24 protein-coding genes and 1 riboswitch are annotated in these 22,646 nt (G+C 70.1%); of the genes, 8 read left to right on the forward strand and 16 right to left on the reverse strand.

Annotated features, from left to right (window positions below; all coding sequences use genetic code 11):
• Window positions 1-7 precede the first annotated feature (7 nt).
• A complete protein-coding gene (locus ACPCHZ_RS01285; protein ID WP_423483078.1) occupies window positions 8-289 on the forward strand; it encodes a hypothetical protein in 282 nt (93 codons plus the stop codon).
• Here the strand turns inward: ACPCHZ_RS01285 and ACPCHZ_RS01290 are convergent.
• Window positions 256-1,491, reverse strand: coding sequence for a TetR/AcrR family transcriptional regulator (locus ACPCHZ_RS01290; protein WP_423483079.1), 1,236 nt, complete (start codon window positions 1,489-1,491; stop codon window positions 256-258). The genes ACPCHZ_RS01285 and ACPCHZ_RS01290 overlap by 34 nt on opposite strands.
• 213 nt (window positions 1,492-1,704) lie before the next feature.
• Here ACPCHZ_RS01290 and ACPCHZ_RS01295 point away from each other — a divergent pair, with 213 nt between their 5' ends.
• Window positions 1,705-2,043 carry a hypothetical protein gene (locus ACPCHZ_RS01295; RefSeq protein ID WP_423483080.1) on the forward strand — a complete coding sequence of 113 codons (339 nt, stop codon included), beginning with the start codon at window positions 1,705-1,707 and terminating at the stop codon, window positions 2,041-2,043.
• Window positions 2,044-2,058: 15 nt separating this feature from the next.
• Window positions 2,059-3,288 carry an APC family permease gene (locus ACPCHZ_RS01300; RefSeq protein ID WP_423483081.1) on the forward strand — a complete coding sequence of 410 codons (1,230 nt, stop codon included), beginning with the start codon at window positions 2,059-2,061 and terminating at the stop codon, window positions 3,286-3,288.
• On the opposite strand, the gene ACPCHZ_RS01305 is transcribed toward ACPCHZ_RS01300, so the two are convergent.
• The 4 genes from ACPCHZ_RS01305 to ACPCHZ_RS01320 are packed head-to-tail and all read right to left on the reverse strand — an operon-like array spanning window position 3,285 to window position 7,182.
• Window positions 3,285-3,953: a GntR family transcriptional regulator gene (locus tag ACPCHZ_RS01305; RefSeq protein WP_423483082.1), complete on the reverse strand. Its 669-nt coding sequence runs from the start codon at window positions 3,951-3,953 to the stop codon at window positions 3,285-3,287. The two genes, ACPCHZ_RS01300 and ACPCHZ_RS01305, sit on opposite strands and share 4 nt — an antisense overlap.
• 54 nt (window positions 3,954-4,007) lie before the next feature.
• Window positions 4,008-4,991 carry a transketolase family protein gene (locus ACPCHZ_RS01310; protein WP_423483083.1) on the reverse strand — a complete coding sequence of 328 codons (984 nt, stop codon included), beginning with the start codon at window positions 4,989-4,991 and terminating at the stop codon, window positions 4,008-4,010.
• Window positions 4,988-5,839, reverse strand: coding sequence for a transketolase (locus ACPCHZ_RS01315; protein ID WP_423483084.1), 852 nt, complete (start codon window positions 5,837-5,839; stop codon window positions 4,988-4,990). The genes ACPCHZ_RS01310 and ACPCHZ_RS01315 overlap by 4 nt, the downstream gene beginning before the upstream one ends.
• Window positions 5,839-7,182, reverse strand: a complete 1,344-nt coding sequence (locus tag ACPCHZ_RS01320; protein WP_423483085.1) for an MFS transporter — start codon at window positions 7,180-7,182, stop codon at window positions 5,839-5,841. Before ACPCHZ_RS01320 ends, ACPCHZ_RS01315 begins: the two co-directional genes overlap by 1 nt.
• A gap of 207 nt (window positions 7,183-7,389) precedes the next feature.
• Here ACPCHZ_RS01320 and ACPCHZ_RS01325 point away from each other — a divergent pair, with 207 nt between their 5' ends.
• The 3 genes from ACPCHZ_RS01325 to ACPCHZ_RS01335 are packed head-to-tail and all read left to right on the forward strand — an operon-like array spanning window position 7,390 to window position 10,380.
• Window positions 7,390-8,229 (forward strand): sugar phosphate isomerase/epimerase family protein, encoded by an 840-nt coding sequence (locus ACPCHZ_RS01325; protein WP_423483086.1) that lies wholly within the window; start codon window positions 7,390-7,392, stop codon window positions 8,227-8,229.
• 8 nt (window positions 8,230-8,237) lie between these two features.
• Window positions 8,238-9,023, forward strand: a complete 786-nt coding sequence (locus ACPCHZ_RS01330) for an SDR family NAD(P)-dependent oxidoreductase (RefSeq protein ID WP_423483087.1) — start codon at window positions 8,238-8,240, stop codon at window positions 9,021-9,023.
• 43 nt (window positions 9,024-9,066) lie between these two features.
• Window positions 9,067-10,380 (forward strand): uracil-xanthine permease family protein, encoded by a 1,314-nt coding sequence (locus ACPCHZ_RS01335; RefSeq protein WP_423483088.1) that lies wholly within the window; start codon window positions 9,067-9,069, stop codon window positions 10,378-10,380.
• A gap of 1 nt (window position 10,381) precedes the next feature.
• Here the strand turns inward: ACPCHZ_RS01335 and ACPCHZ_RS01340 are convergent, their stop codons facing one another.
• The 9 genes from ACPCHZ_RS01340 to ACPCHZ_RS01380 all read right to left on the reverse strand — a co-directional run bounded on the left by ACPCHZ_RS01340 (window position 10,382) and on the right by ACPCHZ_RS01380 (window position 18,363).
• On the reverse strand, window positions 10,382-11,827 hold the full coding sequence (locus tag ACPCHZ_RS01340; RefSeq protein ID WP_423483089.1) for a M20/M25/M40 family metallo-hydrolase: 1,446 nt from the start codon (window positions 11,825-11,827) through the stop codon (window positions 10,382-10,384).
• Window positions 11,824-13,326, reverse strand: a complete 1,503-nt coding sequence (locus ACPCHZ_RS01345; RefSeq protein ID WP_423483090.1) for a M28 family metallopeptidase — start codon at window positions 13,324-13,326, stop codon at window positions 11,824-11,826. Before ACPCHZ_RS01345 ends, ACPCHZ_RS01340 begins: the two co-directional genes overlap by 4 nt.
• Window positions 13,327-13,414: 88 nt before the next feature.
• Window positions 13,415-13,705, reverse strand: coding sequence for a hypothetical protein (locus tag ACPCHZ_RS01350; RefSeq protein WP_364976934.1), 291 nt, complete (start codon window positions 13,703-13,705; stop codon window positions 13,415-13,417).
• 10 nt (window positions 13,706-13,715) lie between these two features.
• The gene (locus ACPCHZ_RS01355) at window positions 13,716-14,093 is read right to left on the reverse strand and encodes a type VII secretion target (protein ID WP_423483091.1); all 378 of its coding nucleotides are present in this window, start codon (window positions 14,091-14,093) and stop codon (window positions 13,716-13,718) included.
• Between the two features lie 33 nt (window positions 14,094-14,126).
• A complete protein-coding gene (locus ACPCHZ_RS01360) occupies window positions 14,127-14,891 on the reverse strand; it encodes an SGNH/GDSL hydrolase family protein (protein ID WP_423483092.1) in 765 nt (254 codons plus the stop codon).
• Window positions 14,888-15,667, reverse strand: coding sequence for a thiazole synthase (locus ACPCHZ_RS01365; protein ID WP_423483776.1), 780 nt, complete (start codon window positions 15,665-15,667; stop codon window positions 14,888-14,890). The genes ACPCHZ_RS01360 and ACPCHZ_RS01365 overlap by 4 nt, the downstream gene beginning before the upstream one ends.
• 4 nt (window positions 15,668-15,671) lie before the next feature.
• Window positions 15,672-15,869 (reverse strand): sulfur carrier protein ThiS, encoded by a 198-nt coding sequence (thiS, locus tag ACPCHZ_RS01370; RefSeq protein ID WP_264013607.1) that lies wholly within the window; start codon window positions 15,867-15,869, stop codon window positions 15,672-15,674.
• Window positions 15,866-16,876 (reverse strand): glycine oxidase ThiO, encoded by a 1,011-nt coding sequence (gene thiO / locus ACPCHZ_RS01375; RefSeq protein ID WP_423483093.1) that lies wholly within the window; start codon window positions 16,874-16,876, stop codon window positions 15,866-15,868. Before thiO ends, thiS begins: the two co-directional genes overlap by 4 nt.
• Window positions 16,866-16,976, reverse strand: a riboswitch (TPP riboswitch). (Overlaps the previous gene by 11 nt.)
• 4 nt (window positions 16,977-16,980) lie before the next feature.
• A complete protein-coding gene (locus tag ACPCHZ_RS01380; protein ID WP_423483094.1) occupies window positions 16,981-18,363 on the reverse strand; it encodes an FAD-dependent oxidoreductase in 1,383 nt (460 codons plus the stop codon).
• Between the two features lie 103 nt (window positions 18,364-18,466).
• On the opposite strand from ACPCHZ_RS01380, the gene thiE reads away from it, so the two are divergent.
• A complete protein-coding gene (gene thiE, locus ACPCHZ_RS01385) occupies window positions 18,467-19,138 on the forward strand; it encodes a thiamine phosphate synthase (protein ID WP_423483095.1) in 672 nt (223 codons plus the stop codon).
• Here thiE and ACPCHZ_RS01390 read toward each other — a convergent pair.
• Both ACPCHZ_RS01390 and ACPCHZ_RS01395 read right to left on the reverse strand, forming a co-directional pair.
• Window positions 19,122-20,099, reverse strand: coding sequence for a hypothetical protein (locus ACPCHZ_RS01390; protein WP_423483096.1), 978 nt, complete (start codon window positions 20,097-20,099; stop codon window positions 19,122-19,124). The genes thiE and ACPCHZ_RS01390 overlap by 17 nt on opposite strands.
• Before the next feature lie 534 nt (window positions 20,100-20,633).
• Complete coding sequence (locus tag ACPCHZ_RS01395) at window positions 20,634-21,137, reverse strand: NUDIX hydrolase (protein WP_423483097.1); 504 nt, start codon at window positions 21,135-21,137, stop codon at window positions 20,634-20,636.
• A gap of 134 nt (window positions 21,138-21,271) precedes the next feature.
• Here ACPCHZ_RS01395 and glnX point away from each other — a divergent pair, with 134 nt between their 5' ends.
• On the forward strand, window positions 21,272-22,591 hold the full coding sequence (gene glnX / locus ACPCHZ_RS01400) for a protein kinase G-activating protein GlnX (protein WP_364976952.1): 1,320 nt from the start codon (window positions 21,272-21,274) through the stop codon (window positions 22,589-22,591).
• The last annotated feature ends 55 nt before the right edge of the window (window positions 22,592-22,646 follow it).

The raw sequence follows: 22,646 nt of genomic DNA on the forward strand, positions 1-22,646 counted from the left end.
ATCGTCTGTGCCCAGAGGAACTGCGAACAAGCCGGATTCGCGTGCCGCCAGGCTGGCCGGCCTGGCCCTGGCCGGTACCGGGCTGGCGCACTTCGCCAGTCCGAAGATGTTCGAGCCGATCACCGTGGCGTCGTTCCCGAACAACACCCGCCGCCACGTCTACACCAACGGCGGTCTGGAGACTGCGATCGGCCTCGCGCTCGCCGCACGCCGCACCCGCAGGCTGGGCCTCGCGGGCCTGCTCGGCTACGCCGCCTACTTGGCCGGCAGCACCGTTCGCAGCCGGTAGCGACCGAGCAGCGTCAGGTCCATCAGCGTCGCCACCGTCGCCCGGGACTGCTCGGAGTCGCGGTAACCCATCAGCCGGCCCAGGTCGACCATCAGGGCCATCGCGGCGTAGACCGCGAAACGGGCCTGCCCCGTTGTCCATTCGGGCCGCAACGCGACCACGATGCCGACCCAGCCGTCGATGGTGGAGCGCTGCAGGTTGCGCAGGATCTCCTGATCGGCGGGCGCCATGTTGAGCCGTTCGGTGTAGTACACGTAGTCCAGTTCCGGGTGGGCGAACGACCGCTCGACATAGGCGTCGACGAGCCGGGCGAGCGCCACCTCCCGGTCCGGCACGGTGCCCAGCACCGTCGACACCTCGGCCGACAGCCGGTCGGCCGACCGCCGGAAGCCGGCCGCCAGGATGTCGCTCTTGCCGGAGAAGTAGCGGTAGATGCCCGACGCGGGCATGCCGACGGCCGAGGCGATGTCCTCCACGCTGGTGTCGCGGTAACCCTTCTCGTTGAACAGCCGCATCGACTCACTCAGCAGCGCCTCGTATTTCGAGGCCGGAGGCGCCACGGCGGCCGGTGAGTCATCGACGTCGTCGGCCACGTCGGGCAACTCCACCCCGGCCAGCGCCACGACGATGTCGGACATCAGCATCCGGACCTGGATACCGGGCAGCTTCGCGCCGTGGTCGACGATGCTGCCGATCACGCTGAGTACAGCGGTCGAGAGCGTCCACTTCTGCCGGGAGGTGAGGGCGGGCCGGATCGCGGTCAGCGGCTCCTGGATCCGCCGGTGCACCTCGCGCAGCTGGGTGTTGAGGGTCGCCTGGTCGTCGCCGCGGAGGTAGCGGGCCTCCCAGCGGTACAGCCCGCCGGATTCCCGGCTCGCGAGGGCGGTCTCGGAGAGGGCGACCGCCAGCGCGCGCAGCGTCTGAGTCGGGTCGTCGTCGCCGGCCGGGTCCACCGACATCACGCTGTCGACCAGCTGCTGGCCGAGGTTGAACACCGCGTCGCGAAACAACTCGTATTTGCTCGAATAATGCCGGTACAGCGCGGCCGCCGAGATGCCGACCCGCGAGGCGATCGCCTCCATGCTCACGCCGTGGTATCCCAGCTCGCTGAAGGCCTCGGCCGAGGCGCGGGCGATCTGGGCTTTCCGGTCCTTCGGCCGACGCCGGACACCGTCGACACGGCGGGACGGGGTGCGCGCCATGGCGAACACGATATCCGACGCCCACCACACATAGCCGCCGAGTTCAGGGCGTCTTTCTTACGGAACTGGACGGCGCAGTAAGAATGGTGGTTAACATAGTGGACGGCACAGGCCCGGTCGGGGGGCCGATGCGCGACGTGTTCGATCCCTTCCTGTCGTGGGAGTCGTCCGGTCCCCCCGGGCGACCGTCCACTGCATGAGAAGGGGAGACAGTTGACTCATCGGGCCTGGTACATCGGTATCGCCGGCGCCGTCCTGCTGGCGATCGGACTGTTTGCGCTGCGGTTTCCGGTCCTGCTCGACGGCTACGACCAGTGGGGCTGGCAGGTCGAGTGCGGAAACGGGTTCACTGCCGACCTGACGCAGGCCGGCGCCGCGGGGCAGGACTTCGTCGACCAGTGCGACTCGGCGCTGCTGGCGCGCCGGTCGTGGACGATCACGCTGGTCCTGATCGGGTTGACCGCGCTGCTCGCCGTCCTCGTCGCCGCGATCCGGACGCCGGAGCACGAGTCACTGGTTCCCGGGCGCGAGGTGCCTGACCGTACGGCCTGACCTACGATCGCTGCCGTGAGCGCACCGGACGACGCGGCGCTGCGACGTCGGCTCGGCACGGGTGATGCCGTCGTCATCGGCCTCGGTTCGATGGTGGGGGCGGGCATCTTCGCGGCGCTCGGGCCCGCTGCCGCGGCGGCAGGGGCCGGACTGCTGATCGGCCTCGCGATCGCCGCCGTCGTCGCCTATTGCAATGCGACGTCGTCGGCGCGGCTGGCGGCCCGCCATCCGCAATCCGGGGGCACCTACGTCTACGGCCGTGAGCGGCTCGGCCCGTTCTGGGGCCATCTCGCCGGCTGGAGTTTCGTGGTCGGAAAGACCGCGTCGTGCGCGGCGATGGCGCTGACCGTCGGCTATTACGTGTGGCCCGGCGCCGCGCACGCGGTCGCGGTGGCCGCGGTCGTGATGCTCACCGTGGTGAACTACGCCGGCGTCCAGAAATCGGCGCTGCTCACCCGCATCATCGTCGCCGTCGTGCTGGCGGTGCTTGCCGCGGTGGTCGTCGCGGTGCTCAGCGGAGCCGACGGTGCGCCGCGGGCGCCCGGGGTCGACGTCACCGTCGGTGGCGTCCTGCAGGCGGCGGGGCTGCTGTTCTTCGCGTTCGCCGGATATGCGCGGATCGCCACGCTCGGCGAGGAGGTGCGCGATCCGGCCCGCACCATCCCGCGCGCGATCCCCATCGCACTCGGCATCGCGCTGGCCGTCTACGCGGCGGTCGCCGCGGCGGTGCTCACCGGTGTCGGTCCGGCGGCGCTGGCCGCTGCGAGTGCGCCGCTGGCCGAGGCGGTGCGCGACGCGGGTGCGCCGTGGCTGGAGCCCGTCGTGCGGGTGGGCGCGGCGCTCGCCGCGCTGGGCTCGCTACTGGCGCTGATCCTGGGGGTGTCGCGGACCACGCTGGCGATGGCGCGCGACCGGCATCTACCGCACGCCCTGGCCGCGGTGCATCCGACGTTCGGCGGTCCGCATCGTGCCGAGGTCGCGGTCGGCACGGTGGTGGCGGTGCTGGCCGGGGTGGTGGACCTGCGCGGCGCGATCGGCTTCTCGTCCTTCGCGGTGCTGGTGTACTACGCGATCGCCAACGCCGCGGCGCTGACACTCGGGCACCGCGTGATCCCGATCCTGGGCCTGGCCGGGTGCATCGTGCTGGCGTTCGCGCTGCCGTTGCCCTCGGTCATCACCGGTGTGGCGGTGGTCGGGCTGGGGGCGACGGTCTACGGGGTGCGCACGCTCATCCGCAGGAGCTAGACCGCACCGTCGACGAGAACCGTTGCCGCGCCGTCCATGTGGTCGCGCACCGTGGCGGCCGCGCGCTGCCCGTCGCCTGACTCGATGGCGTCGACGATCTCGAAGTGCCGCTTGGTGTCCATGTTCTTCAGCGCCCGGTCCACACCGGCGAACATGATCGACATGCGGATGCTGCCCTCCAACGACTGCCACTGGTGCAGCAGCGTCTCGTTACCCGCGAGGTGACACATCGTGCGGTGGAACCGAAGATCGGCCTCGATGCGGTCCTCGAGATTCGATGCGGCCCAACGGTCCATGTCGTCGACGGCCTTGCGCAGTTCGGCGACCGCAGTGGTGCGGTCCGGCAGTTCGGCGAGGCACCGTGCCGCCAGCGACTCCAGCGCCGCCCGGACGGCGAAGATGTCGCGGATCTCCTTGGTGTCGAGGTGACGCACCGACAGCCGGCCCCTGGCGCCCGCGGAGATCAGCCCCTCCTGCTGCAGCTGCCGCATCGCCTCGCGCAGGGTGCCGCGGCTGATCTGCAGCGCCTCGGAGAGTTCGGTCTCCACCAGGTGGGTGCCGGGCGTCAGCTGGCCGGTGGTGATCGCACGGCGCAACGCCGTCAGTGCCTGCTGACGCAGGCTGGTCTTCTCCAGCCGCAGAAACGACGGGGCGTCCACCGACACGGGAGCTCCCTTCCGGTCGACACAATTGTCGACATTTGGTTGTCGACAGTGATCCTACAGCCGGTCGAGCACCGAGGCGACGATGCGGCGGGTGGACAGGCCGTAGCGGTCGTGCAGCGTCGGCAGCGCCCCGGCGGCGAGGAATTCGTCGGGCAGCGCGATCGGCATGACAGTGCGGTGCACGCCGCGGCGCACCGCCTCGGCCGCCACCGTCTCGAACAGCCCACCGATCACCGTGTGGTTCTCCAGCGTCACCGCCAGCCGGTCCGAATCGATCTCGCGCAGCACGGTTTCGGCGTCGAACGGCTTGATGGTCGGCGTGTGCACCACCGCCACGTCGACGTTGTGGCCGGCGAGTTCCTCGGCGGCGAGCAGCGCCCGCATGGTCATCAGCCCGCTGGACACGAACACGACGTCGGCGCCAGGGCGCACCACCTTGGCCCGGCCGAGTTCGAAGGTGTAGTCGTACTCGTCGAGCACCGTCGGCACCTGACCGCGCAGCAGGCGCAGGTAGGTCGGGCCGTCGTGCTCGGCCAACTGGGGCACCGCCTGGGCGATGTCGACCGAGTCGCAGGGGTCCACGATGGTCAGCCCCGGCACGCCACGGAAGATCGCCATGTCCTCGGTGGCCTGGTGCGACGGGCCGTAACCCGTTGTCAGACCGGGAAGCCCGCCGATGATGTTGACGTTGAGCCCGGGTTCGGCGATGTCGAGGCAGATGAAGTCGTAGGCCCGCCGCGCCGCGAACACCGAATACGTGGACGCGAACGGGATCAGGCCCGTCTCGGCCATCCCCGCGGCGGCGCCGAACAGGAGTTGCTCGGCCATCCCCATCTGGAAGTACCGGTCGGGGAAGGCCTTGGCGAAGATGTGCATGTCGGTGTACTTGCCGAGGTCGGCGGTCAGTCCGACGATGCGCTCGTCGGCCCTCGCCGCCTCGACCAGCGCATGGCCGAACGGCGCAGGCGTCGTACGTTGTCCGGGATCGGCGAACGAGGCGATCATCGCCGACGTCCGCAGGGGGGCGACCGATGTCATGCGTCTACTCCAGCCTTCTCCTGATGGCCGGCGGTGAGCTGCTCACGGCAGACCTGCCACTCGTCGGCGTCGATGCGCATGAAGTGCGCCTTCTCCCGGTTCTCCAGCAGCGGGACGCCGCTGCCCACCCGGGTGTCACAGAGCAGGACAGCCGGGGTGCCGACGGGGGTTGCCCGCGCGGCGATCTCGTCGAACGCGGCCAGCAGCGCGTCGACGTCGTTGCCGTCGACCCGCTGGGCGAACCAGCCGCAGGCCGCCCACTTGTCGGCGACGGGCTCGGTGCGCAGCACGCCCGCGGTGGGTCCATCGGCCTGCAGTGCGTTGATGTCGACCATTGCGATGAGATTGCCCAGCTGGTGGTGCGCGGCGCCCATGGCCGCCTCCCACGTCGAGCCCTCGTCGAGTTCGCCGTCGGACAGGAAGTTGAACACCCGCGCCGGCGAGCCCTGGTGCCGCAGCCCGAGCGCCATCCCGACGGCCACGGTGAGGCCGTGTCCGAGCGATCCGCCGGAGATCTCCATTCCCGGGGTGTAGCTGGCCATCCCGGACATCGGTAGCCGGGAGTCGTCGCACCCGTAGGAGTCGAGCTCGGCGGCGTCGATGATCCCGGCCTCGGCGAGTGCGGCATACAGGCCGATGGCGTAGTGCCCGGTGGACAGCAGAAACCTGTCGCGGCCTTCCCATCTCGGGTCGTCGGGGCGGTAGGACAGCTGATCGGCGTACACACAGGCGAGCATGTCGGCGGCACCGAGCGCCTGCCCGACGTAGCCCTGGCCCTGTGCCTCACCCATGTCCAGCACGTGGTGGCGCATCCGGTAGGCGGCGTCGCGCACTTCGTCGTTGCGCATCAGGCGGCCACCACATGCGGGTCGGCGGTCTCGGCCGCGGCCTTGTCGGCCAGCATCCGTTCACGGGGACCCCACGTCTCCCGGGTGAGGATCGCAGCGACGAGGCCGATCGCCATGTAGCCGCTGAACAGCAGCGCCGGGCCCCACCACCCGTAGGCCTCGAAAAGCAGCGTGGTGATGAAGGGCGTGAAGCCCGAGGCGATCGCCGAGATCTGGTACGCCAGTGACGCACCCGAGGAGCGGGTGTTCGCATTGAACAGTTCCGGGAACCATCCGCCCTGGGCGCCTGCGAGCGCGTTCTGGAACACGCCGTAGGCGATGACGAACGTCGCGATGATGAGGATGAACACGCCGGTGTTGACGGTGACGAACATCAGCACTCCGAACGGGATGCCCAGTGCGCACACCCAGAGGTAGAGCGGACGCCGTCCGATCCTGTCGGTGAGCTTGGCCCAGGCGAAGGTGGCGAAGATGCCGATCGCCGCCGCGATGCACAACGCGCCGATGGTCTGGGAGCGCGTCGCCAGCTCTGCGCCCTTGAGGTAGGACAGCATGTAGGTGATGGACACGGCGTAGCCTGCGGTCTCGGCGATGCGAAGGCCGATGCCGCGCAGGATGTTTCGCCAGTCCTTCTTGACGACCTCGACGACCGGCGACTTGACGATGTCGCCGTGGGCCTTGACGTCCTCGAATACCGGGGACTCCGGCACCTTGGCCCGGATGATCAGGCCGACGATGACGAGGATGATGCTCGCGAGGAAGGGCACCCGCCACGCCCAGTCACCGCCGAGGTGAATGCTGACGAAGAACACCAGGTTCGCGATGAGCAGACCGACCGGGAAGCCGGCCTGCACGATGCCGGTGTAGCGGCCCTTCTTCCTCCACGGGGCGTGCTCGTAGCTCATCAGGATGGCGCCGCCCCACTCGGCGCCGAACGCCAGGCCCTGGATGATGCGCACGCTCACCAGCAGGATGGGTGCGAGCACACCGACGGCGGCGTAGGTCGGCAGCAGGCCGATCGCGAAGGTGGCAAGGCCCATCAGGATCAGCGACGCGACCAGGACCGGCTTGCGGCCGACCTTGTCGCCGAGGTGGCCGCCGATGATGCCGCCGAGTGGCCGGGCGACGAAGCCGACGCCGAGGGTCGCGAACGACAGCAGGGTGCCCGCCAGCGGGCTGGAGTTCGGGAAGAACGCCGTGCCGAAGTACAGCGCGGCGGCCGTGCCGAAACCGATGAAGTCGTAGGTCTCGATCACGGCGCCGACACCGGAGCCGATCGCGACCCGTTTGGCGTCGCGAGTGCCGTGCACCGGCCCCCGCATCGAGAGAGCGTCGTCGCTCATGAGCAGATCCTTTCCCAGCACCTATACCCGTTCCCGGGTGATCTCCACGTCACTGTCGACGGTCAACAGTGCGCTACGTCACTCAGTGTGAGGGTGCACACATCGCATTGTCAACAGTCAACACCAGTCTGCCGTCAGTAGTTGACTGTTAACAGTCGACGCCATAGTGTGGCTGCCATCACGTTCGCTCGACGCTGGGAAACCGCCATGCACGCCGCCTTCAAGCCGGACCGCCGGCTGGGTTGCTCCACGATCAGCTTTCGGCATCTCGACCTTGAGATGGCGCTGACCTGGATCCACCGGCTCGGCTTCCGGGGCATCGACCTGGGCGCCCTCCCCGGGGTCTGCGACCACGTGCCCTACCGGCTGGACGCCACGGCGGTCGCCTCGGTGACCGCGACCGTGCGCAGCAGCCGTCTGCAGGTGCGCTCGATCAACGGCGACATCGGCGACCTCAACGTGCCCCTCGACGAGGCGGGCAGGCGCAGCCGCGGCGCCCACCTCGACGCACTTCTGAGCCTGACCGCAGGCACCGGCGCCCGGGCCCTGGTGCTGCCGTGCGGCGCACTCGACCGCAACCCGCGGCGCTCACTCGACGACGACCTGGACCTGGTCGCCGCCGAGCTGATCGCCGCAGGCCACCGCGCGGCGCAGCACGGCGTCGAACTGTGGACCGAATCGCTGCACTTCCATCGGCTGTGCTCGGACATGACGCGCGCGCAGGCACTCTTCGACAGGCTGACCGGCAGCCCGGTGGGCATCGTGATGGACTTCAGCCACATCGTGGCCTCCGGCGGGGATCCGCTCGACTTCGTCGACCGGTTCGCAGGCCGCATCTCCCATGTGCACATCCGCGATGCGGTGCCCGGCAACATCAACGTCTCCGTCGGCCGCGGCGACGTCGACTTCCCAGGCGGGCTCAAGGCCCTCGCCGACACCGGATACGCCGGCCACTTCGCACTCGAACTCGAGACGCGGGACATCACCGATGACGAACGGCCGGCGGCCACCGCCGCAGCCGCGCAATACATTTCCGACCTGATCTGAGGAGAGACATGACAACACCGACCAACCGCACCCAGCGCACCGCCGTCATCACCGGCGCGACGTCCGAGCGCGGCATCGGCATGGCCGTCGCGCAGCGCTATGCCCGGGAAGGGTGGGCGGTGGTGATCCTCGACCTCGACGGCGAGAAGTCGGCCAAGGTGGCCGCCGACATCGGCAACCAGTTCGCGGTGCCGGCATTCGGCTGCGCCGTCGACGTGACGTCGGAGGAATCCGTCACCGCAGCGCAGGCCGCCGTCGCGGCCGAGGTCGCCGACGGCAACCTGCCACCCGTCGGGGCGCTGGCCAACATCGCCGGCATCACCTCGCCGGTGCCGTTCCTGGAGACCACGCTGGATCTGTGGAACAAGGTGATGGCCGTCAACGCCACCGGCACCTACCTCGTCACCAAGGCGTTCCTGCCCGCGATGATCGAGCAGGGCTGGGGCCGCATCGTCAACATGTCCTCGGTGTCAGCGCAGCGTGGCGGCGGCGTCTTCGGCAAGGTGCCGTACTCGTCGGCCAAGGCCGCGATCCTCGGCTTCACCAAGGCGCTGGCCCGTGAGGTCGCCGACACCGGCGTGACCGTCAACGCCGTCACCCCCGGTGCGGTCGACACCAACATCCGCGTCGGCTCCACCGACGAGCAGGAGGCGAAGTTGGCCCGCGACATCCCCGTCGGGCGGACCGCCACCACCGACGAGGTCGCCGCCTGCATCACGTTCCTGTCCTCCGAGGACGCCGCCTACCTGACCGGCAGCACGATGGACATCAACGGCGGCAGCCACATCCACTGACTCGGGCGGCGGGCCGCTGCCCTGCCGGGCAATATAGGCACCCATGACCGCACCGGGAAGCCGATGGACCTGGACTCGCGTCGAGTCCCGCGCCGACAGCGACTTCGTCGTCGCTCCCGACGAACGGCTGGACTGGGCCCGCACCGTGGGCCTCGGGGCGCAGCATGTGGTGGCGATGTTCGGGGCCACGTTCCTGGTGCCGGTGCTCACCGGGTTCCCGCCGGCCACCACGCTGCTGTTCTCCGGAATCGGCACCATTCTCTTCCTGATCATCACCGGCAACCGGCTGCCGAGCTATCTCGGTTCGAGTTTCTCGGTGATCGCCCCGGTGACGGGCGCGGTCGCCGCGCAGGGCACGGGCAGCGCCCTGGGCGGACTGGTCGCGGTGGGTGTCCTGCTGATCGTCATCGGCGCCGTCGTCCACGTCGTCGGCACGCGGTGGCTCGACCTGATCCTGCCGCCCGTGGTGACCGGTGCGATCGTCGCCCTGATCGGGCTGAACCTGGCACCGGCGGCGAAGGACAACTTCGAAAAAGGTCCGCTGGTCGGCGTCGTCACCCTGGTGCTGCTGGTGGCGGTGCTCGCGTTCTTCCGCGGCATCGTCGGCCGGCTGGCGATCTTCCTGGCGGTGGTGGCCGGCTACCTGCTGGCGCTGGCGCTCGGTGACCTCGACCCGGACAAGAAGGCCGCCATCGCCTCGGCCGCGTGGATCGGGCTGCCGGAGTTCCAGACGCCGTCGTTCACCTGGTCGGTGCTCCCGCTCTTCCTGCCCGCGGCCATCGCACTGGCAGCCGAGAACATCGGGCACGTCAAGTCGGTCGGCCAGATGACCGGTACCGACGCCGATCCGCTGATCGGCCGCGCCCTGATGGCCGACGGTGTGGCCACCACCCTGGCCGGCGCAGGCGGCGGATCGGCCACCACCACCTACGCCGAGAACATCGGCGTGATGGCGGCGACCCGGGTGTTCTCGACCGCCGCCTACTGGGTGGCGGCCGTGGTGGCGATCGCACTCGCGTTGTGCCCCAAGGTGGGAGCGGTGATCGCGGCGACACCCGACGGTGTGCTCGGTGGGGCCACCGTGGTGCTCTACGGCCTCGTCGGCATCATCGGCGTGCGGATCTGGCTGACCAACGACGTCGACTTCGCCAAACCGGTCAACCAGTTGACCGCGGCCATCCCGCTGATCATCGGCATCGCCGACTTCAGTTGGCAGGCAGGCAGCTTGACGTTCACCGGAATCGCTCTCGGCTCCATCGCCGCGCTGCTGGTGTATCACGGCATGCGGCTGCTGGGCATGGTGCGCGGTGTCCGCGACGACGACCGCGACCCGGATCCGACATCGCCGGTCGGCTAGCTCACCGAAGGTTGCGGTCGCGCTTGTCGCGCGCCGGCACACCGTTGGCGCCGTCGGTGGATCGGGCGTAGGCGCCCACCGCGTAGGCCACCGCGGGACCCATCACCGACAGGGCGTGCCGGTCGACGTTGGTGACGGTGTCGCGCGGGGTGTGGTAGTTCGGGTCGAATGCGACGTCGGCCTGACCGCCCCAGAGCCGGGCCTGCACAGCGGTCTTGCGCTGCGCCGCGCCTGTGGTGATGCCGCCGATCGGCACCCCGGCGGTGACGAAGGGGTGGTAGTCGGTGCGGTCGCCGATCGGCATGTCGGCCGGCCGGACGCCGGCGAGGTTGAGGTATCCCGCCAGCGTGCGTTCGATGCCCGCAGAGCCTTCCGGCGTCGCACCGGCCGGTCCGGCCGAGGCGGACTGGTCACCGTCGTAGGTGAAGTAGCCGGGGTTCGGCGAGCCGAGCATGTCGAAGTTGAGGTACAGCGCGATGTCGTTGAGCTGGTCGCGATCCAGGCCGCGCACGTAGGCCTGTGAACCGGCGAGGCCGATCTCCTCGGAACCCCAGAACGCGAATCGCACGGCGTTGCGCACATCGGGTGAGGCACCGAGTTGCAGCGCGGTCTCCAGCACCGCCGCCACCCCGGAGCCGTCGTCGTTGATGCCGGGCCCGCCCGCGACGCTGTCGAGGTGCGCGCCTGCCAGCACGACGTTGGCGGTGTCACCGGTCTTCGTCTGCGCCACCACGTTCCGTGACTTGATCAGCACCGGCTCCCCGTCGAGCACCAATCGCACCGGCGCGGAGGTGCGGCGCAGCGCCGCACTGGCATCGGCGTCGATGACGCCGACCGGGATCTCGAGGTCGCGGTAGTAGCCGGGGGTGAACAACCCGGGCGGCGCGGTGTTCTGACGGGCACTGACCACCAGCAGGCCGATGGCGCCGCCGGCCACGGCGGCGTCGTGCTTGGCGACCACCGAACACCCGGTGTCGTCGACCACGGCGATGGCACCGTTCACGTCGACACCGCGGTAGTCCGCACGGGTGCATCCGGCGGGTGTCGCGGGCCGCAACGTCTCGGCGTTCAGTCCGCCGGGGCGGGTGGTCACCAGCAGCGATGTCTGCTGCACCGGGTGATCGCGGCCGGCGGCCGTGACGCGGGGCTTCCCGCCCCTGGTCGAGCCGTAGCGTTCGAACTCGGGCGTCTGGACGTCGAACCCCTTGTCCCGCAGGAGCTTTGCGACGTAGTCGACGCTGGCGTCGTAACCGGGTCTGCCCTCGGCGCGATTGCCGCCGTGCTGGTCCGCGATGGCCTGCAACGCGTCGAGGTGGGCAGCCATCGCGTCGATGCCGACCCGGCCCGCCAGGTCGGCGGCGAGGTCGGTGGGCGGCGGCGCCGACGAGGAGCACGCCGCCAGCAGCGCCGTCACCGCGATCGCGGCGACTGCCCGCGCGAGCATCATGCGTCGGACAGCGGATGGCGGGTGCGGTCGTCGCGGAGCGGAACTCCGTTGCGGCCGCGCTGATCCTGGGCGTACAACCCCACCGAGTACGGCACTGCACCGCCGTTGATCTCCATCGAGGTGCGGTCGATGTGTTCGAGGGTGTCGGTCTTCTTGTGGTAGTTCGGGTCGAACGGCTGGTCGGCCTCGCCGCCCCACAGGTCCGCCTGCTCTTTGGTCATCTTGGTCTCCGCGCCCGAGAAGGTGCCGCCGGCGGGGATGCCCGCAGCGGTGAACCCGTCGTAGTCGGACCGGCCGTCGAAGAAGATGTCCTGCGCCTTCTTGTCGGTGCCCTGGTAGTAGGCGACCAGCGCGCGCTCGATGCCGGCCGAACCCTCCGGCACCCGCGGCACGCCGGCGCGCGGATCGGGCCGCGAGGACTGGTCCCCGTCGTAGGTGAAGTACCCGGGGTTGGGCGAGCCGACCATGTCGAAGTTGAGATAGAGCGCGATGTCCTTGAGCCCCTCCTGGTCGAGCGACTTGACGTACTCGGTGGAACCGATCAGGCCGAGTTCCTCGGCACCCCAGAAGGCGAAGCGCACGGCATTGCGGACATCGGGCGAACTGCCGAGCTGCAGCGCGGTTTCCAGCACGGCGGCCACTCCCGAGCCGTTGTCGTTGATGCCCGGACCTTCGGGCACGCTGTCGAGGTGCGCGCCGGCCATCACCACGTCGGCGGTGGAACCGGTCTTGGTCTGCGCGATCACGTTGCGGGTGCGCTCGGTGCGCACACCCGCCTTCAACCGCAGGGTGGTCTCACCGGGGTTGTCGCGCAGCTGCTTGCCGTCGGCCTTGCCGACGCTGACGACGGGGATCTTCACGTCGGTCGTCTCACCGAGCGTGCCGCCCATCTGGTCGCCGTCCTCGTTGTCGGCGACGACGAGCGCGACCGCACCGCGTTGCGCCGCGGCGGTCTGCTTGTCACCGAACGGGCATGTGCCGCGGTCGACCAGCACGACGGCACCGCGCACCGGCAATCCGTCGTAGTCCTCGGCCGTGCACCCCGGTGAGTCCTCCACACGGGCCGCCACCAGCGGTCCCGTCACCCCCGGGGCCGGCGTGCCGATGGTGAATTCGAGCGGGCGGGCGGGCACGCTCCGGCCGCTGACGCGCAGTTCGGGTTCCTCGGCGAACGGGAGTTTCACCTCGAATTCGTCCGACTGGACGTCGAACCCCTTCTCGCGCAACGCATTGGCGACGTAGTCGACGCTGGCGGCATAACCCGGCGTGCCCAGTGCCCGATTTCCGCCGTGGTCGTTCGCGATCTGTTGGAGCCTGTCCAGGTGGCCCATCATCGCGTCGACGGTCACCCGCGAGCGCAACTGGTCGGCGAATTCCGTCGCGTTCGGCGACGACTCCTGCGTCGCCGGCGCCGACTCCGGTTCGGAATCGCGGCCGCAACCGGCCAATGCCGCGGTGACCACCAGCACGGTCAGCACGGCCGATGTTCTGCGCCCCATGGCACACACGTTAGCCGCTCGGCTGGAGTGCCCGGGCAAACCCGTTGACCGAGTGGCCGTCACGCGTCGCGACGGCTCGGGGCCGGGGTCAGCTGAAGAATCCGGACACCTGGGTCTCGGTGTCTCTCATCCGGCCGTGCGCCGCCTCCACGGCCAGTACCAGGCGCTTCAGCGCCGCGGACTCCTCCACGGACTCCTTCTGCCACTCGCGTTGGCGCTGCTCCCAGGATTCTTCGCCGGAGCCGGTCCACTGGTCGCCCGCGATCTGGTCGACCAGGGCGCCCTCCTCGCCGGTCAACTCCTCGAGCTTGGCGGCTTCGGCATTGAGGTCGTCGACGGCCTGCTGGGCTTCGCTGAAGTTCAGGACGATCTCGGTCATCGGGGTCCTCTCAGATGCCCATCTGGCGGGACAGGCCGCCGGCCGCGCCGGCGTCGGTCTGGTCGTACTGGGCGGCGGCCTGGATGAGCGCGTCGGCGATCTCCATCTCTTCGCGCCGGGTGTCGGACGCCTCCTGCACGTAGCTCTCCAGCGCCTTCTGCACCGCGGTACCGGCCTGGCCGGTCCACGCCCCGGTGAACGTCGAGGAGATCCGCACGACGTTGGCCACATGCTCGGCACGCTGATCAGCGAACTCCTGCATCTTGGCAGCCTGCTCGCGCAGGACGTTCGGGTCGACGCCCAGCGGTGAACTCATCGTCACTTCCTCGGGTTCCTCGGTGGCTTCGGCCGCCGTCGTACGGCCGTCGACAACCATCGTCGCATGCACCCGGCATCCGCGGATGCACGAATTCGGGGGCCGTCAGCGCAGAACGTCGAGCACCAGATCGGCGACGGCGCGCATCCCCGCGGCGTTGGGGTGCAGCGGCGCCGGACGGCCGGGCAGCGGCAATCCTGGGCGGGTCGTCCACGGCTGTGCCGACCACGCGTGATGGCCACGGCTGGCCTCGGCGGCCCGCACCCAGCGGCAGCCCGTCGCCGTCGCGGCCTCGCCGGTCAACCGCTCGAGCGTGTCGGCGACCCGCCGGCCCAGCGCCGCGTCGACGCCTGCCAGCGGCGGTGCGGGTGAGCCCGCCGGCGGCAGCAGCGTCAGATAGTCGACGAACAGCACGGTCGCGCGCGGCGAACGCTCGCGGACCGCCTGTCCGACCCGCTGCAGCGAATCGGCGACCAGCACCAGGGCGCGGTCGCGCGCCGTCGGGTCGAGCAGGTCGCGGATCCGCGCGCCCAGCAGCGGCACCGAGCGGGTGAAACGCGGCAGTGCGGCGACGGTGAGCAGTGGTACGTAGCCGGCGTCGTTGCCGCCGATCGTGACGGTGACCAGCCGCTCGTCCCCGTCGAGCGCCTCGATCTGCGGCGGCTCGCCGTTCTGCCGCTCGTCGAGCACATGGGCGGTGGTGGCGCCGGAGTAGGTGACGTCGACCAGGTCGAGATCGAGCGCCGCGGCCACCAGGTGGGCATAGTTGCGTGCAGACCGGCCGGCCCGGAACGGCGCACCGTCGGCCGACGGGCGGATCCCGGGTCCGGCCGCCATCGAACTGCCGAGCGCGACGTAACGGCCGTTCACAGCGATGGGCTCGACGCCTGCGCCCAGAACCGCTTGGGGATCCGGCCGGCCTGCCGGGCGAGGCGCCCTGCGGTGACGGCGGCGGCCATCGCCGCGGCCATCACCGGGGGGTCGGCGGCGCGGGTGACGGCGGTCGCCAGCAGCACGGCGTCGCAGCCCAGTTCCATCGCCATGGCCGCGTCACTGGCGGTGCCGATTCCCGCGTCGAGGATCACCGGGACGCCTGCCTGCTCGACGATCATCGCGATGTTGTGCGGGTTGGCGATCCCCAAACCGGTGCCGATCGGCGAACCCAGCGGCATCACGGCCGCGCAGCCGGTGTCCTCCAGCCGCCGCGCCAGCACCGGATCGTCGTTCGTGTAGGGCAGCACCGTGAATCCGTCGTCGACGAGTTGTTCTGCGGCCCGGACCAATTCGATGGCATCGGGCAGCAGGGTGCGCTCGTCGGCGATCACCTCGAGCTTCACCCATTCGGTGCCGAGCGCCTCGCGCGCCAGCTGTGCGGTGAGCACCGCCTCTGCCGCGCCGCGGCAGCCCGCGGTGTTCGGCAGCGGCGTGATGCCCAGCCGGTTCAGCAGGTCGAGGACCCCGGTGCCGGCCTCGGCGTCCACCCGCCGCATCGCGACCGTGGTCAGCTCGGTGCCCGACGCGACGAGCGCCTGCTCGAGCACCGCGAGGTTGGCCGCGCCGCCGGTGCCCAGGATCAGCCGCGAGCCGAACTCCCGCCCGGCGATGGTCAGCTTTCCCGAATCCCCGGTCGCGTTGCTCCTGCCCACCGGATCAGCCACCCTGCACCGCCGTCACCACGTCGACCCTGGCGCCGTCGGCGAGCGGGGTCTCCCACTCCGAACGCGGCAGCACCGACCAGTCCACCGCCACCGCGATGCCCTTGTCCGGGAAGCCCATCCGATCGAGCAGGTCGGCCACCGTGGGCCGGCCGTCCAGGTCGACGTCCTCGTTGTTCACCGTGACTCTCATGCCCTCACCTCTGCCATGACGTTCAGTTCGGCCGCGACGCGCTCCGTGGTCCACGGCGCGAGCAGGAACCCGCTGCGGCCGTGACCCGCCGCCACCATGGTGCGCTCATCGAGCCGCTCCACGATCGGCACCCCGTCGGGTGTCATCGGCCGCAGCCCCGCCGCACACTCGGCGAGCTCGTACTCCCCCAGCGCCGGCATCACCGCACACGCGTCGTCGAGCAGTTCACGCACCCCGGCGACGGCAGGCGCGGTGTCGCGACCGTGCTCGTACTGGGTGGCGCCGACCACCACACCGTCGGCCCGCGGCACCAGATAGACCGGCCGTCCGTGCACCCGGGCACGAATCACCCGCTGCGGCACCGGCATACATCCGCGTCGCCATCTCAGCCGCAGCACCTCACCTTTGACCGGCCGGATCGGCAGCCCGGGCCAGAGTGCGGGTGCGTCGATGCCGTTGGCGATCACCCGGATATCGGCGTCGACGTCGGACAGCTGGTCGACCGGGCCTTCCCACCGGACACCGAGCCGCTCGCAGTGCGCAGCCAGGGCGTCGACAACCATCCGGTTGTCCACCGCCAGTTCGGTTTTCGCGATGAAGCCGTGCCGGATGCCCTGCGCCAGCATCGGTTCGATGTCGCGCGCGGACGTGGTCGTCGCCACGGGGTGACCCTGCTCCGCCAGGAACTGACCCACGGTCCGCAGATCGGCGGCGTCGGCCCGGTCGACGGCGACCACCAGCGATTCGCGTGCCGTCACCACGCCGTCGGGCATCCCGTCGAGGAAGCCCTCGTGCCACATCCGCAGCGACTCCAGGCCGATCCGCAGCAACTGCTCCTCGCCCGGCCAGCCCTCGCTGTGCGGGGCCAACATGCCACCGGCGACCCAGGACGCACCGTGCGCGTCGGCCCGGTGCACCGTCACCTGCCAGCCGTCGAGCGCGGCCCGGCGGGCCACGGCGAGTCCGATGACGCCGCCGCCGATGACGGCGAGCGATCTCTGAGGCATTTCTGCTCCCTTCGCCGGCATGATCCGGATCAGGTCCGACGGTAAGGGCGGCGCGCGCCCACTCTCAGTCCCCGGTGCCGGGACTCCCGTGTCGAGCCCCCAGACTACCCGGCGCTGACCTCCGCGACCCGAACGCGCCGCGTCTGTGCCGATGGCCGCCGCCGGGGCGCCAGCACCCGCAGCGCAACCTTCGGGCGCATCAGCGCCTGCGGCGGGTCGAGGAAGCCGACCACCCGCAGGAACTGCGCGGCGACCTCCGGGTCGTACTCCGCGACGTTCTGCAACCGCTCGACGTACCTGCCGGTCAGCCTCATCGACAGCGGCAGGCGGCCCTCTATCCCGGGGAGCCGCAGATCGGAACCGACCGCGAACTGCCAGGCCACGCCGATCGGTTTGGCCGCGGCCCGGAAGTAGCGGCGGGCGAGATCGTGGTCGCCGTCCTGCAGGCACTCCCGCAGCGCCAGCGCCTGCAGCGCGGCGACCGTCATTCCCTGGCCGTAGATCGGGTTGAAGCTGCACAGCGCGTCACCGAGGACCACCAGGCCGGCGGGGAAGCGCCGCATCCGGTCGTAGCGGCGCCACCGGCTCTCGGGGTAGCGGAAGCGGCACACGTCGGTCAGCGGCTCGGCGGCCCGGACGGCGGACAAGATGTGGTCGGGCACCAGGCCGGTCGCGAAGTCGACCATCTCGGACAGCTCACCGGGCGGCTCATGGCCCGCCATGCCGAACACGGTGAACATCCACGCGTCGTGCTCGTAGCCGAACAGCGCCATCCCGGTCGGACGATCGGGCGTCGGGCTCACCAGGGCGAGCATCTCCCGCAGGGTCCCCGGCGGGATTCTGAGGAGTTGGCTGGAGTACACCAGCCGCACGGCGACGCTGTCCTCTACCGGCCGCCCGTATCCGAGGCTCTCGAGGAACGCCGGCGTGCGCGCCCCGCGGCCGGAGGCGTCGACCACCAGATCGGCCGACAGGATGGCCTCGGAGCCGGAGTCATGAGCGCGGACCCGTACGCCGGTCACCCGGTCGCCCTCCCGGGACGAGGTGAACCCCTCGATGTCGTGACCGTCGAGCACAGTCACGTTGGCCCTCGCGTGCAGGCGCTGCCGCACCAGGCCTTCGAGCAGCGGCCGGCTGGGCACGAACAGCGGCGGAACGCCCGGAAGTGCTCCGCTGCGGATGCCCTCGTGGCCCGCGAGGTGCGAGTACACCCTGGTCATGTCCCGATAGTCGAGTGCGGGCACCTCCGCGGCGACGAGGTCGGCGGTGAACCCGGGGAACAGCTCATCGAGGGCGGCCCTGCCCCGCGCGAGCAGGGCGTGCGCATGCCGTCCCTGCGGCACCCCGCGGCGGTTGGCGCTGACCTGCGGCAGCGCGTCCCGTTCCACCACGGTGACGGCGTCATACATATCAGCGAGCACCCGGGCGGCCAGCAGCCCGCCCATGCTCGCGCCGAGCACTACGGCGTGTTCGCCGATTCTGTTCATGTCGCCACCTAATTTTCGGGGTTTGACCTGCTCATGGATGATCTCCCCGGGTCCGGCGGCCGCCTAGAGTAGTCCGCTACCTGCCTTCGGCTAGCGTCGCGATGTGCTCACTCCGCGCGAACGTCTGGCCGCCGCCTCGCTGTATCTGTGCACCGACGCCCGCCGCGAGCGGGGCGATCTCGCCGAGTTCGCCGACGCCGCGCTGTCGGGCGGGGTGGATCTCATCCAGCTGCGCGACAAGGGATCGCCCGGTGAGCAGCGGTTCGGCCCGCTGGAGGCGCGCCAGGAGATCGAGGCGCTCGCGGTGCTGGGCGAGGCGGCCCGACGGCACGGCGCCCTGCTGATGGTCAACGATCGCGCCGACGTCGCGCGGGCGGCAGGCGCCGACGGCCTGCATCTCGGACAGGACGACCTGCCGCTGCTGCTGGCCCGCGACATCCTGCGGCCGGGTCCGGTGGTGGGCCGGTCCACCCACGATCTCGCGCAGGCCCGGGCGGCGGTCGCCGAGCAGGTGGACTACTTCTGCGTCGGCCCGTGCTGGCCGACACCCACCAAGCCGGGGCGGCCGGCCCCCGGACTCGACCTGGTCCGCGAGGTGGCGCAGCTGCGGCCGGCCAAACCGTGGTTCGCGATCGGCGGCATCGACGAGCAGCGGCTACCCGAGGTGTTGGCCGCAGGCGCTCAGCGCATCGTCGTGGTGCGGGCGATCACCGCCGCCGAGGACCCGCAGGCGGCGGCGCGGCGATTGAAGGCGGCGCTCACGACTGGTCGTTGACCAAGGCCTCCCGGGGTGCCACCTCAGGGCATTGCCACCCGCCGGCTCGGTCGTTCGCCGCCGTCTTCGCGATACCGAGGTTCTTGGTCATCGATATGCGATTAGTCGGGCCGGCCGCGATCATGAGCGCATATCCGTGGTTCACCCGCCAGCCCGCAGGAACGAGCACCCAGGTGTCACCCCGCACAATCAGCGCGCGGAAGCACTCGTAACGGTAGGTGGTCGCGGCGCCGACGTCCTCCTTCGGCAGCTTGGCCTCCGCCACCAAATCGTCAGGCGCTGCCAGGCGCTCCGCAGTGTCGAGGACGACACTCGTCTCGCGACTCCACAAACGGCTCGCGATTGCCGCCGCGTCGTCCTCGCCGCGGGAACTCGCATACATGTTCGTGAGCCAGAACAGCGCCAAGACCACTGCGGCGGCGGCCGCGAACATGCTCGCCCGTTTTGTGGCCGCGAATGTATGGGCGCCATCACGATGCTTGGACGACGCCATCAGCCGCAACCCGGTGATGAGCAAGGCGCTGCCGAAGCCGAGTCCCACCGGAGTCAGCGCGAGGACATCGTCGAGTTCGTAACTGGCGACGGTCATACCAACGACGCCGCGCACGATCCCCACCACGCCGAGGATCATCGCCGCAACTGCGATGCTCTGAACGAGGCGCGTGCGGCGACCAGAATTCACGAGCTGGCCGAGGAACTGCCCGAGCCACATGGTCGCGACCGATACGAACAACAACGCGATGATAGGCAGGAACAGCGGTCGCACACTGCTGAGTACGTAATCGCTGGTGGTGAATCCGAGTGCATTCGACTCGATGCCGAAGTAATCGAAGTACCTGTTGAGGTAGTGGTAGCCGAAGTAAAAGCAGAGCGCAGTGATCACAGTGGTTGGCGCGACGAACAACCCGACCAATCCGATCCATTTCTGGACTGGAGGTGTCGTCTCCTCGCCCGCGGTCATGGAACCGGCTCGTCGATCACGGCGTCCTCCGACGGCGCGACATCACTTGTGGATTGCGGCGATGTCGTCGACGGGTCGGTGGTCTCGGGCGGGCATTCCTCCGACTCGGGGACCACGAAGCCCCCCGAGGGGCCCGAACACATCCTCCCCTCCGGGGGCCCGCCGATACCGGGGGGCAGATCCACCTCAGGCGGAACGTCGGGCACAGCATCGTCGACCGGGGCGGTTCCACCTAGGGGCGGCCGCGGCGTCCACACCGGTGGCCCCGAGCCAGGGGCCGAAGCCGGCTTCGTCACAGTGACCGTGACGGCTCGTGGGGGTTCAGGTAGGGGCGATGGCCCAGCGGAGCAGCCCACGACTGAGACCGCGCACGCAGTCAGGCAGGTAGCCGCGGCCGCGCGAGGTCGCTTCGACGAAATGTTTCTTGTTTGGCACGACATGATTCGAATCCCTTCCCCGGATTCGAAGCTCGCACGACGACCTCAATACGTCACGAGTAGTCGGGTACGCATGTTCGCGGGAATTTGGGCTGCGCTACTGCTGCCCGTTGACCAGCAGCGGAATCGACGCCGTCACCGACCGCAGGCGCTCCCAGCTGGCGGCGAAACCGGGGTGCAGCGGCAGCGCCGCCACCTCCTCCTCGGCCACCCAGCGCAGTTCGGCGCTCTCCCGGTTGGGCACGGTGTCGAGCAGTTCCGGCGCGTCGGCGATCACGGTGGTGTAGCTCCAGGCCGCGCCGCCGACGCCGGCCACCTCGGCGGTGACGACGGTGGTACGCACGGTGAGTTGGTCGGTGGTGAGGCCGGCCTCTTCGTGCGCCTCCCGTACCGCGGCCTGTTCGGCCGTCTCGTGACTGTCCCGCGCGCCCCCGGGCAGACCCCAGGTGCCGCCCTGATGGCTCCACACCGCGCGGTGCTGCAGCAGCACGGCGGGCGTCCCGTCCGGCCCGGGCGCGCGCAGCAGCAACCCGGCCGCGCCGTGTCTGCCCCAGAAGCGGCCGTTGTCGGAGAACACCCAACCGTCACCGTCGCCGCGCATCCGTACAGGATAGGACTGCCCGACCGAAGACGGCCGTCCCCGATCGGGCGCGCGTCCTCCCCCGACCTCTTAGGATTCTTTTATAGAGTTGGCCGAGTCGTGGAAGCAGCCGGATAGATGAGGACCGCACACAGGTGACTGTGGAGTTGGCGCACCCGTCAACCGAGCCGCTGGCGTCACGGTCCCCGACGACGCCGGCGCATCCGCGATGGTGGTTCCTGTGGACCACTCCCGGCCGCATCCTGACGATCGGAATGGTGCTCTCCGCGCTGGCCATCGCCTGCGCCTTCGCCACGTCGACCAGTATCAACGACCGCCAGCAGGCGCTCACCACGGTGCTCGACCACACCGAGCCGTTGTCGTTCGCCGCGGGCCAGCTCTACACCCGCCTCTCGGTCGCCGACGCCGCCGCGGCCACCGCGTTCATCGCCGGCACCGAACCCCGCGACGTGCGGCAGCGCTACGAGCAGGCGATCACCGACGCCGCCGTCGCCCTCACCCGCGCCTCGAGCGGGTTGACCGACGAGCCGCTGGTGCAGCTGCTCGGCCGGATCAACGCGCGACTGGCCGTCTACACCGGGCTCGTCGAGACCGCCCGCACCAACAACCGGGCGGGCAACCCGGTGGGCTCGTCCTACCTGTCCGAGGCGTCGTCGCTGATGCAGACGCAGATCCTGCCCGACGCGCAGCGGCTCTATCAGGAGACCTCGGCGCGGGTGGACGAGGAGACCACGGCCTCGACCCGGATCCCGAATCCGGTGATCCTGGTGGTGCTGGCGACGCTGCTGTTCGGCGCGTTCGCCAACCGCTGGCTGGCCCGCCGGACCCGGCGCCGGGTCAACATTGGTTTCGTCGCCGGCGGTCTGGCGGTGCTGATTATGGTGGTGTGGGTGGGAACGGCGCTCGCGATCTCCACCGCGGACAGCCGCAGCGCGAAGGGCGCCGGGGCGGAATCGCTGCGGACCATCACGACCCTGGCCATCACCGCCCAGCAGGCGCGCGCCGACGAGACGCTGGCGCTGATCCGGCGCGGCGACGAGAACGTCCGCAAGCAGTCCTACTACCAGCGCATCGACATGATGCAGCAGGAACTGTCCGACTACCTCGCCCGCGACAACACCATCGACACCACCGATCTGGCCGACGCCGAGAGCCTGCTGACCCGGTGGCGCGCCGCCGACGACCGGATCAACTCCTACATCGCGGTCGGCAATTACCAGGCCGCGACACAGGTGGCGCTCGGCACCGGCGAGGACGATTCCACCCCGGCGTTCGACAAGCTCAACGACGCGTTGAACAAGGGCATCGAGGAGAGCCGCGGCCAGTTGCGCAGCGACATCATGAACGCCCGCCGCGTGCTGTCGGGCGCCACCGCGGGCGCCGCGGTGCTCAGTGTGATCGCGGCGATCGCGGTGGCGCTGGGGCTGTGGCCACGACTCAGTGAGTACCGCTGATGAGCGCTTGCGCGAAGAAGAGACGGCCGCTGATGAGCGCTTGCGCGAAGAAGAG

The organism is Mycobacterium sp. NPDC050041 (genome assembly GCF_049541695.1).
In the GTDB taxonomy this organism is placed as follows: domain Bacteria; phylum Actinomycetota; class Actinomycetes; order Mycobacteriales; family Mycobacteriaceae; genus Mycobacterium.

What these genes read in the sequence shown, in the direction of transcription:
- ACPCHZ_RS01290 (WP_423483079.1), bottom strand. Translation starts at nt 1,491, where the DNA reads ATGGCGCGCACCCCGTCCCGCCGTGTCGACGGTGTCCGGCGTCGGCCG.
- ACPCHZ_RS01310 (WP_423483083.1), bottom strand. Translation starts at nt 4,991, where the DNA reads ATGACATCGGTCGCCCCCCTGCGGACGTCGGCGATGATCGCCTCGTTC.
- ACPCHZ_RS01315 (WP_423483084.1), bottom strand. Translation starts at nt 5,839, where the DNA reads ATGCGCAACGACGAAGTGCGCGACGCCGCCTACCGGATGCGCCACCAC.
- ACPCHZ_RS01320 (WP_423483085.1), bottom strand. Translation starts at nt 7,182, where the DNA reads ATGAGCGACGACGCTCTCTCGATGCGGGGGCCGGTGCACGGCACTCGC.
- ACPCHZ_RS01325 (WP_423483086.1), top strand. Translation starts at nt 7,390, where the DNA reads ATGCACGCCGCCTTCAAGCCGGACCGCCGGCTGGGTTGCTCCACGATC.
- ACPCHZ_RS01330 (WP_423483087.1), top strand. Translation starts at nt 8,238, where the DNA reads ATGACAACACCGACCAACCGCACCCAGCGCACCGCCGTCATCACCGGC.
- ACPCHZ_RS01335 (WP_423483088.1), top strand. Translation starts at nt 9,067, where the DNA reads ATGACCGCACCGGGAAGCCGATGGACCTGGACTCGCGTCGAGTCCCGC.
- ACPCHZ_RS01340 (WP_423483089.1), bottom strand. Translation starts at nt 11,827, where the DNA reads ATGATGCTCGCGCGGGCAGTCGCCGCGATCGCGGTGACGGCGCTGCTG.
- ACPCHZ_RS01345 (WP_423483090.1), bottom strand. Translation starts at nt 13,326, where the DNA reads ATGGGGCGCAGAACATCGGCCGTGCTGACCGTGCTGGTGGTCACCGCG.
- ACPCHZ_RS01350 (WP_364976934.1), bottom strand. Translation starts at nt 13,705, where the DNA reads ATGACCGAGATCGTCCTGAACTTCAGCGAAGCCCAGCAGGCCGTCGAC.
- thiS (WP_264013607.1), bottom strand. Translation starts at nt 15,869, where the DNA reads ATGAGAGTCACGGTGAACAACGAGGACGTCGACCTGGACGGCCGGCCC.
- thiO (WP_423483093.1), bottom strand. Translation starts at nt 16,876, where the DNA reads ATGCCTCAGAGATCGCTCGCCGTCATCGGCGGCGGCGTCATCGGACTC.
- ACPCHZ_RS01380 (WP_423483094.1), bottom strand. Translation starts at nt 18,363, where the DNA reads ATGAACAGAATCGGCGAACACGCCGTAGTGCTCGGCGCGAGCATGGGC.
- ACPCHZ_RS01390 (WP_423483096.1), bottom strand. Translation starts at nt 20,099, where the DNA reads ATGACCGCGGGCGAGGAGACGACACCTCCAGTCCAGAAATGGATCGGA.
- ACPCHZ_RS01395 (WP_423483097.1), bottom strand. Translation starts at nt 21,137, where the DNA reads ATGCGCGGCGACGGTGACGGTTGGGTGTTCTCCGACAACGGCCGCTTC.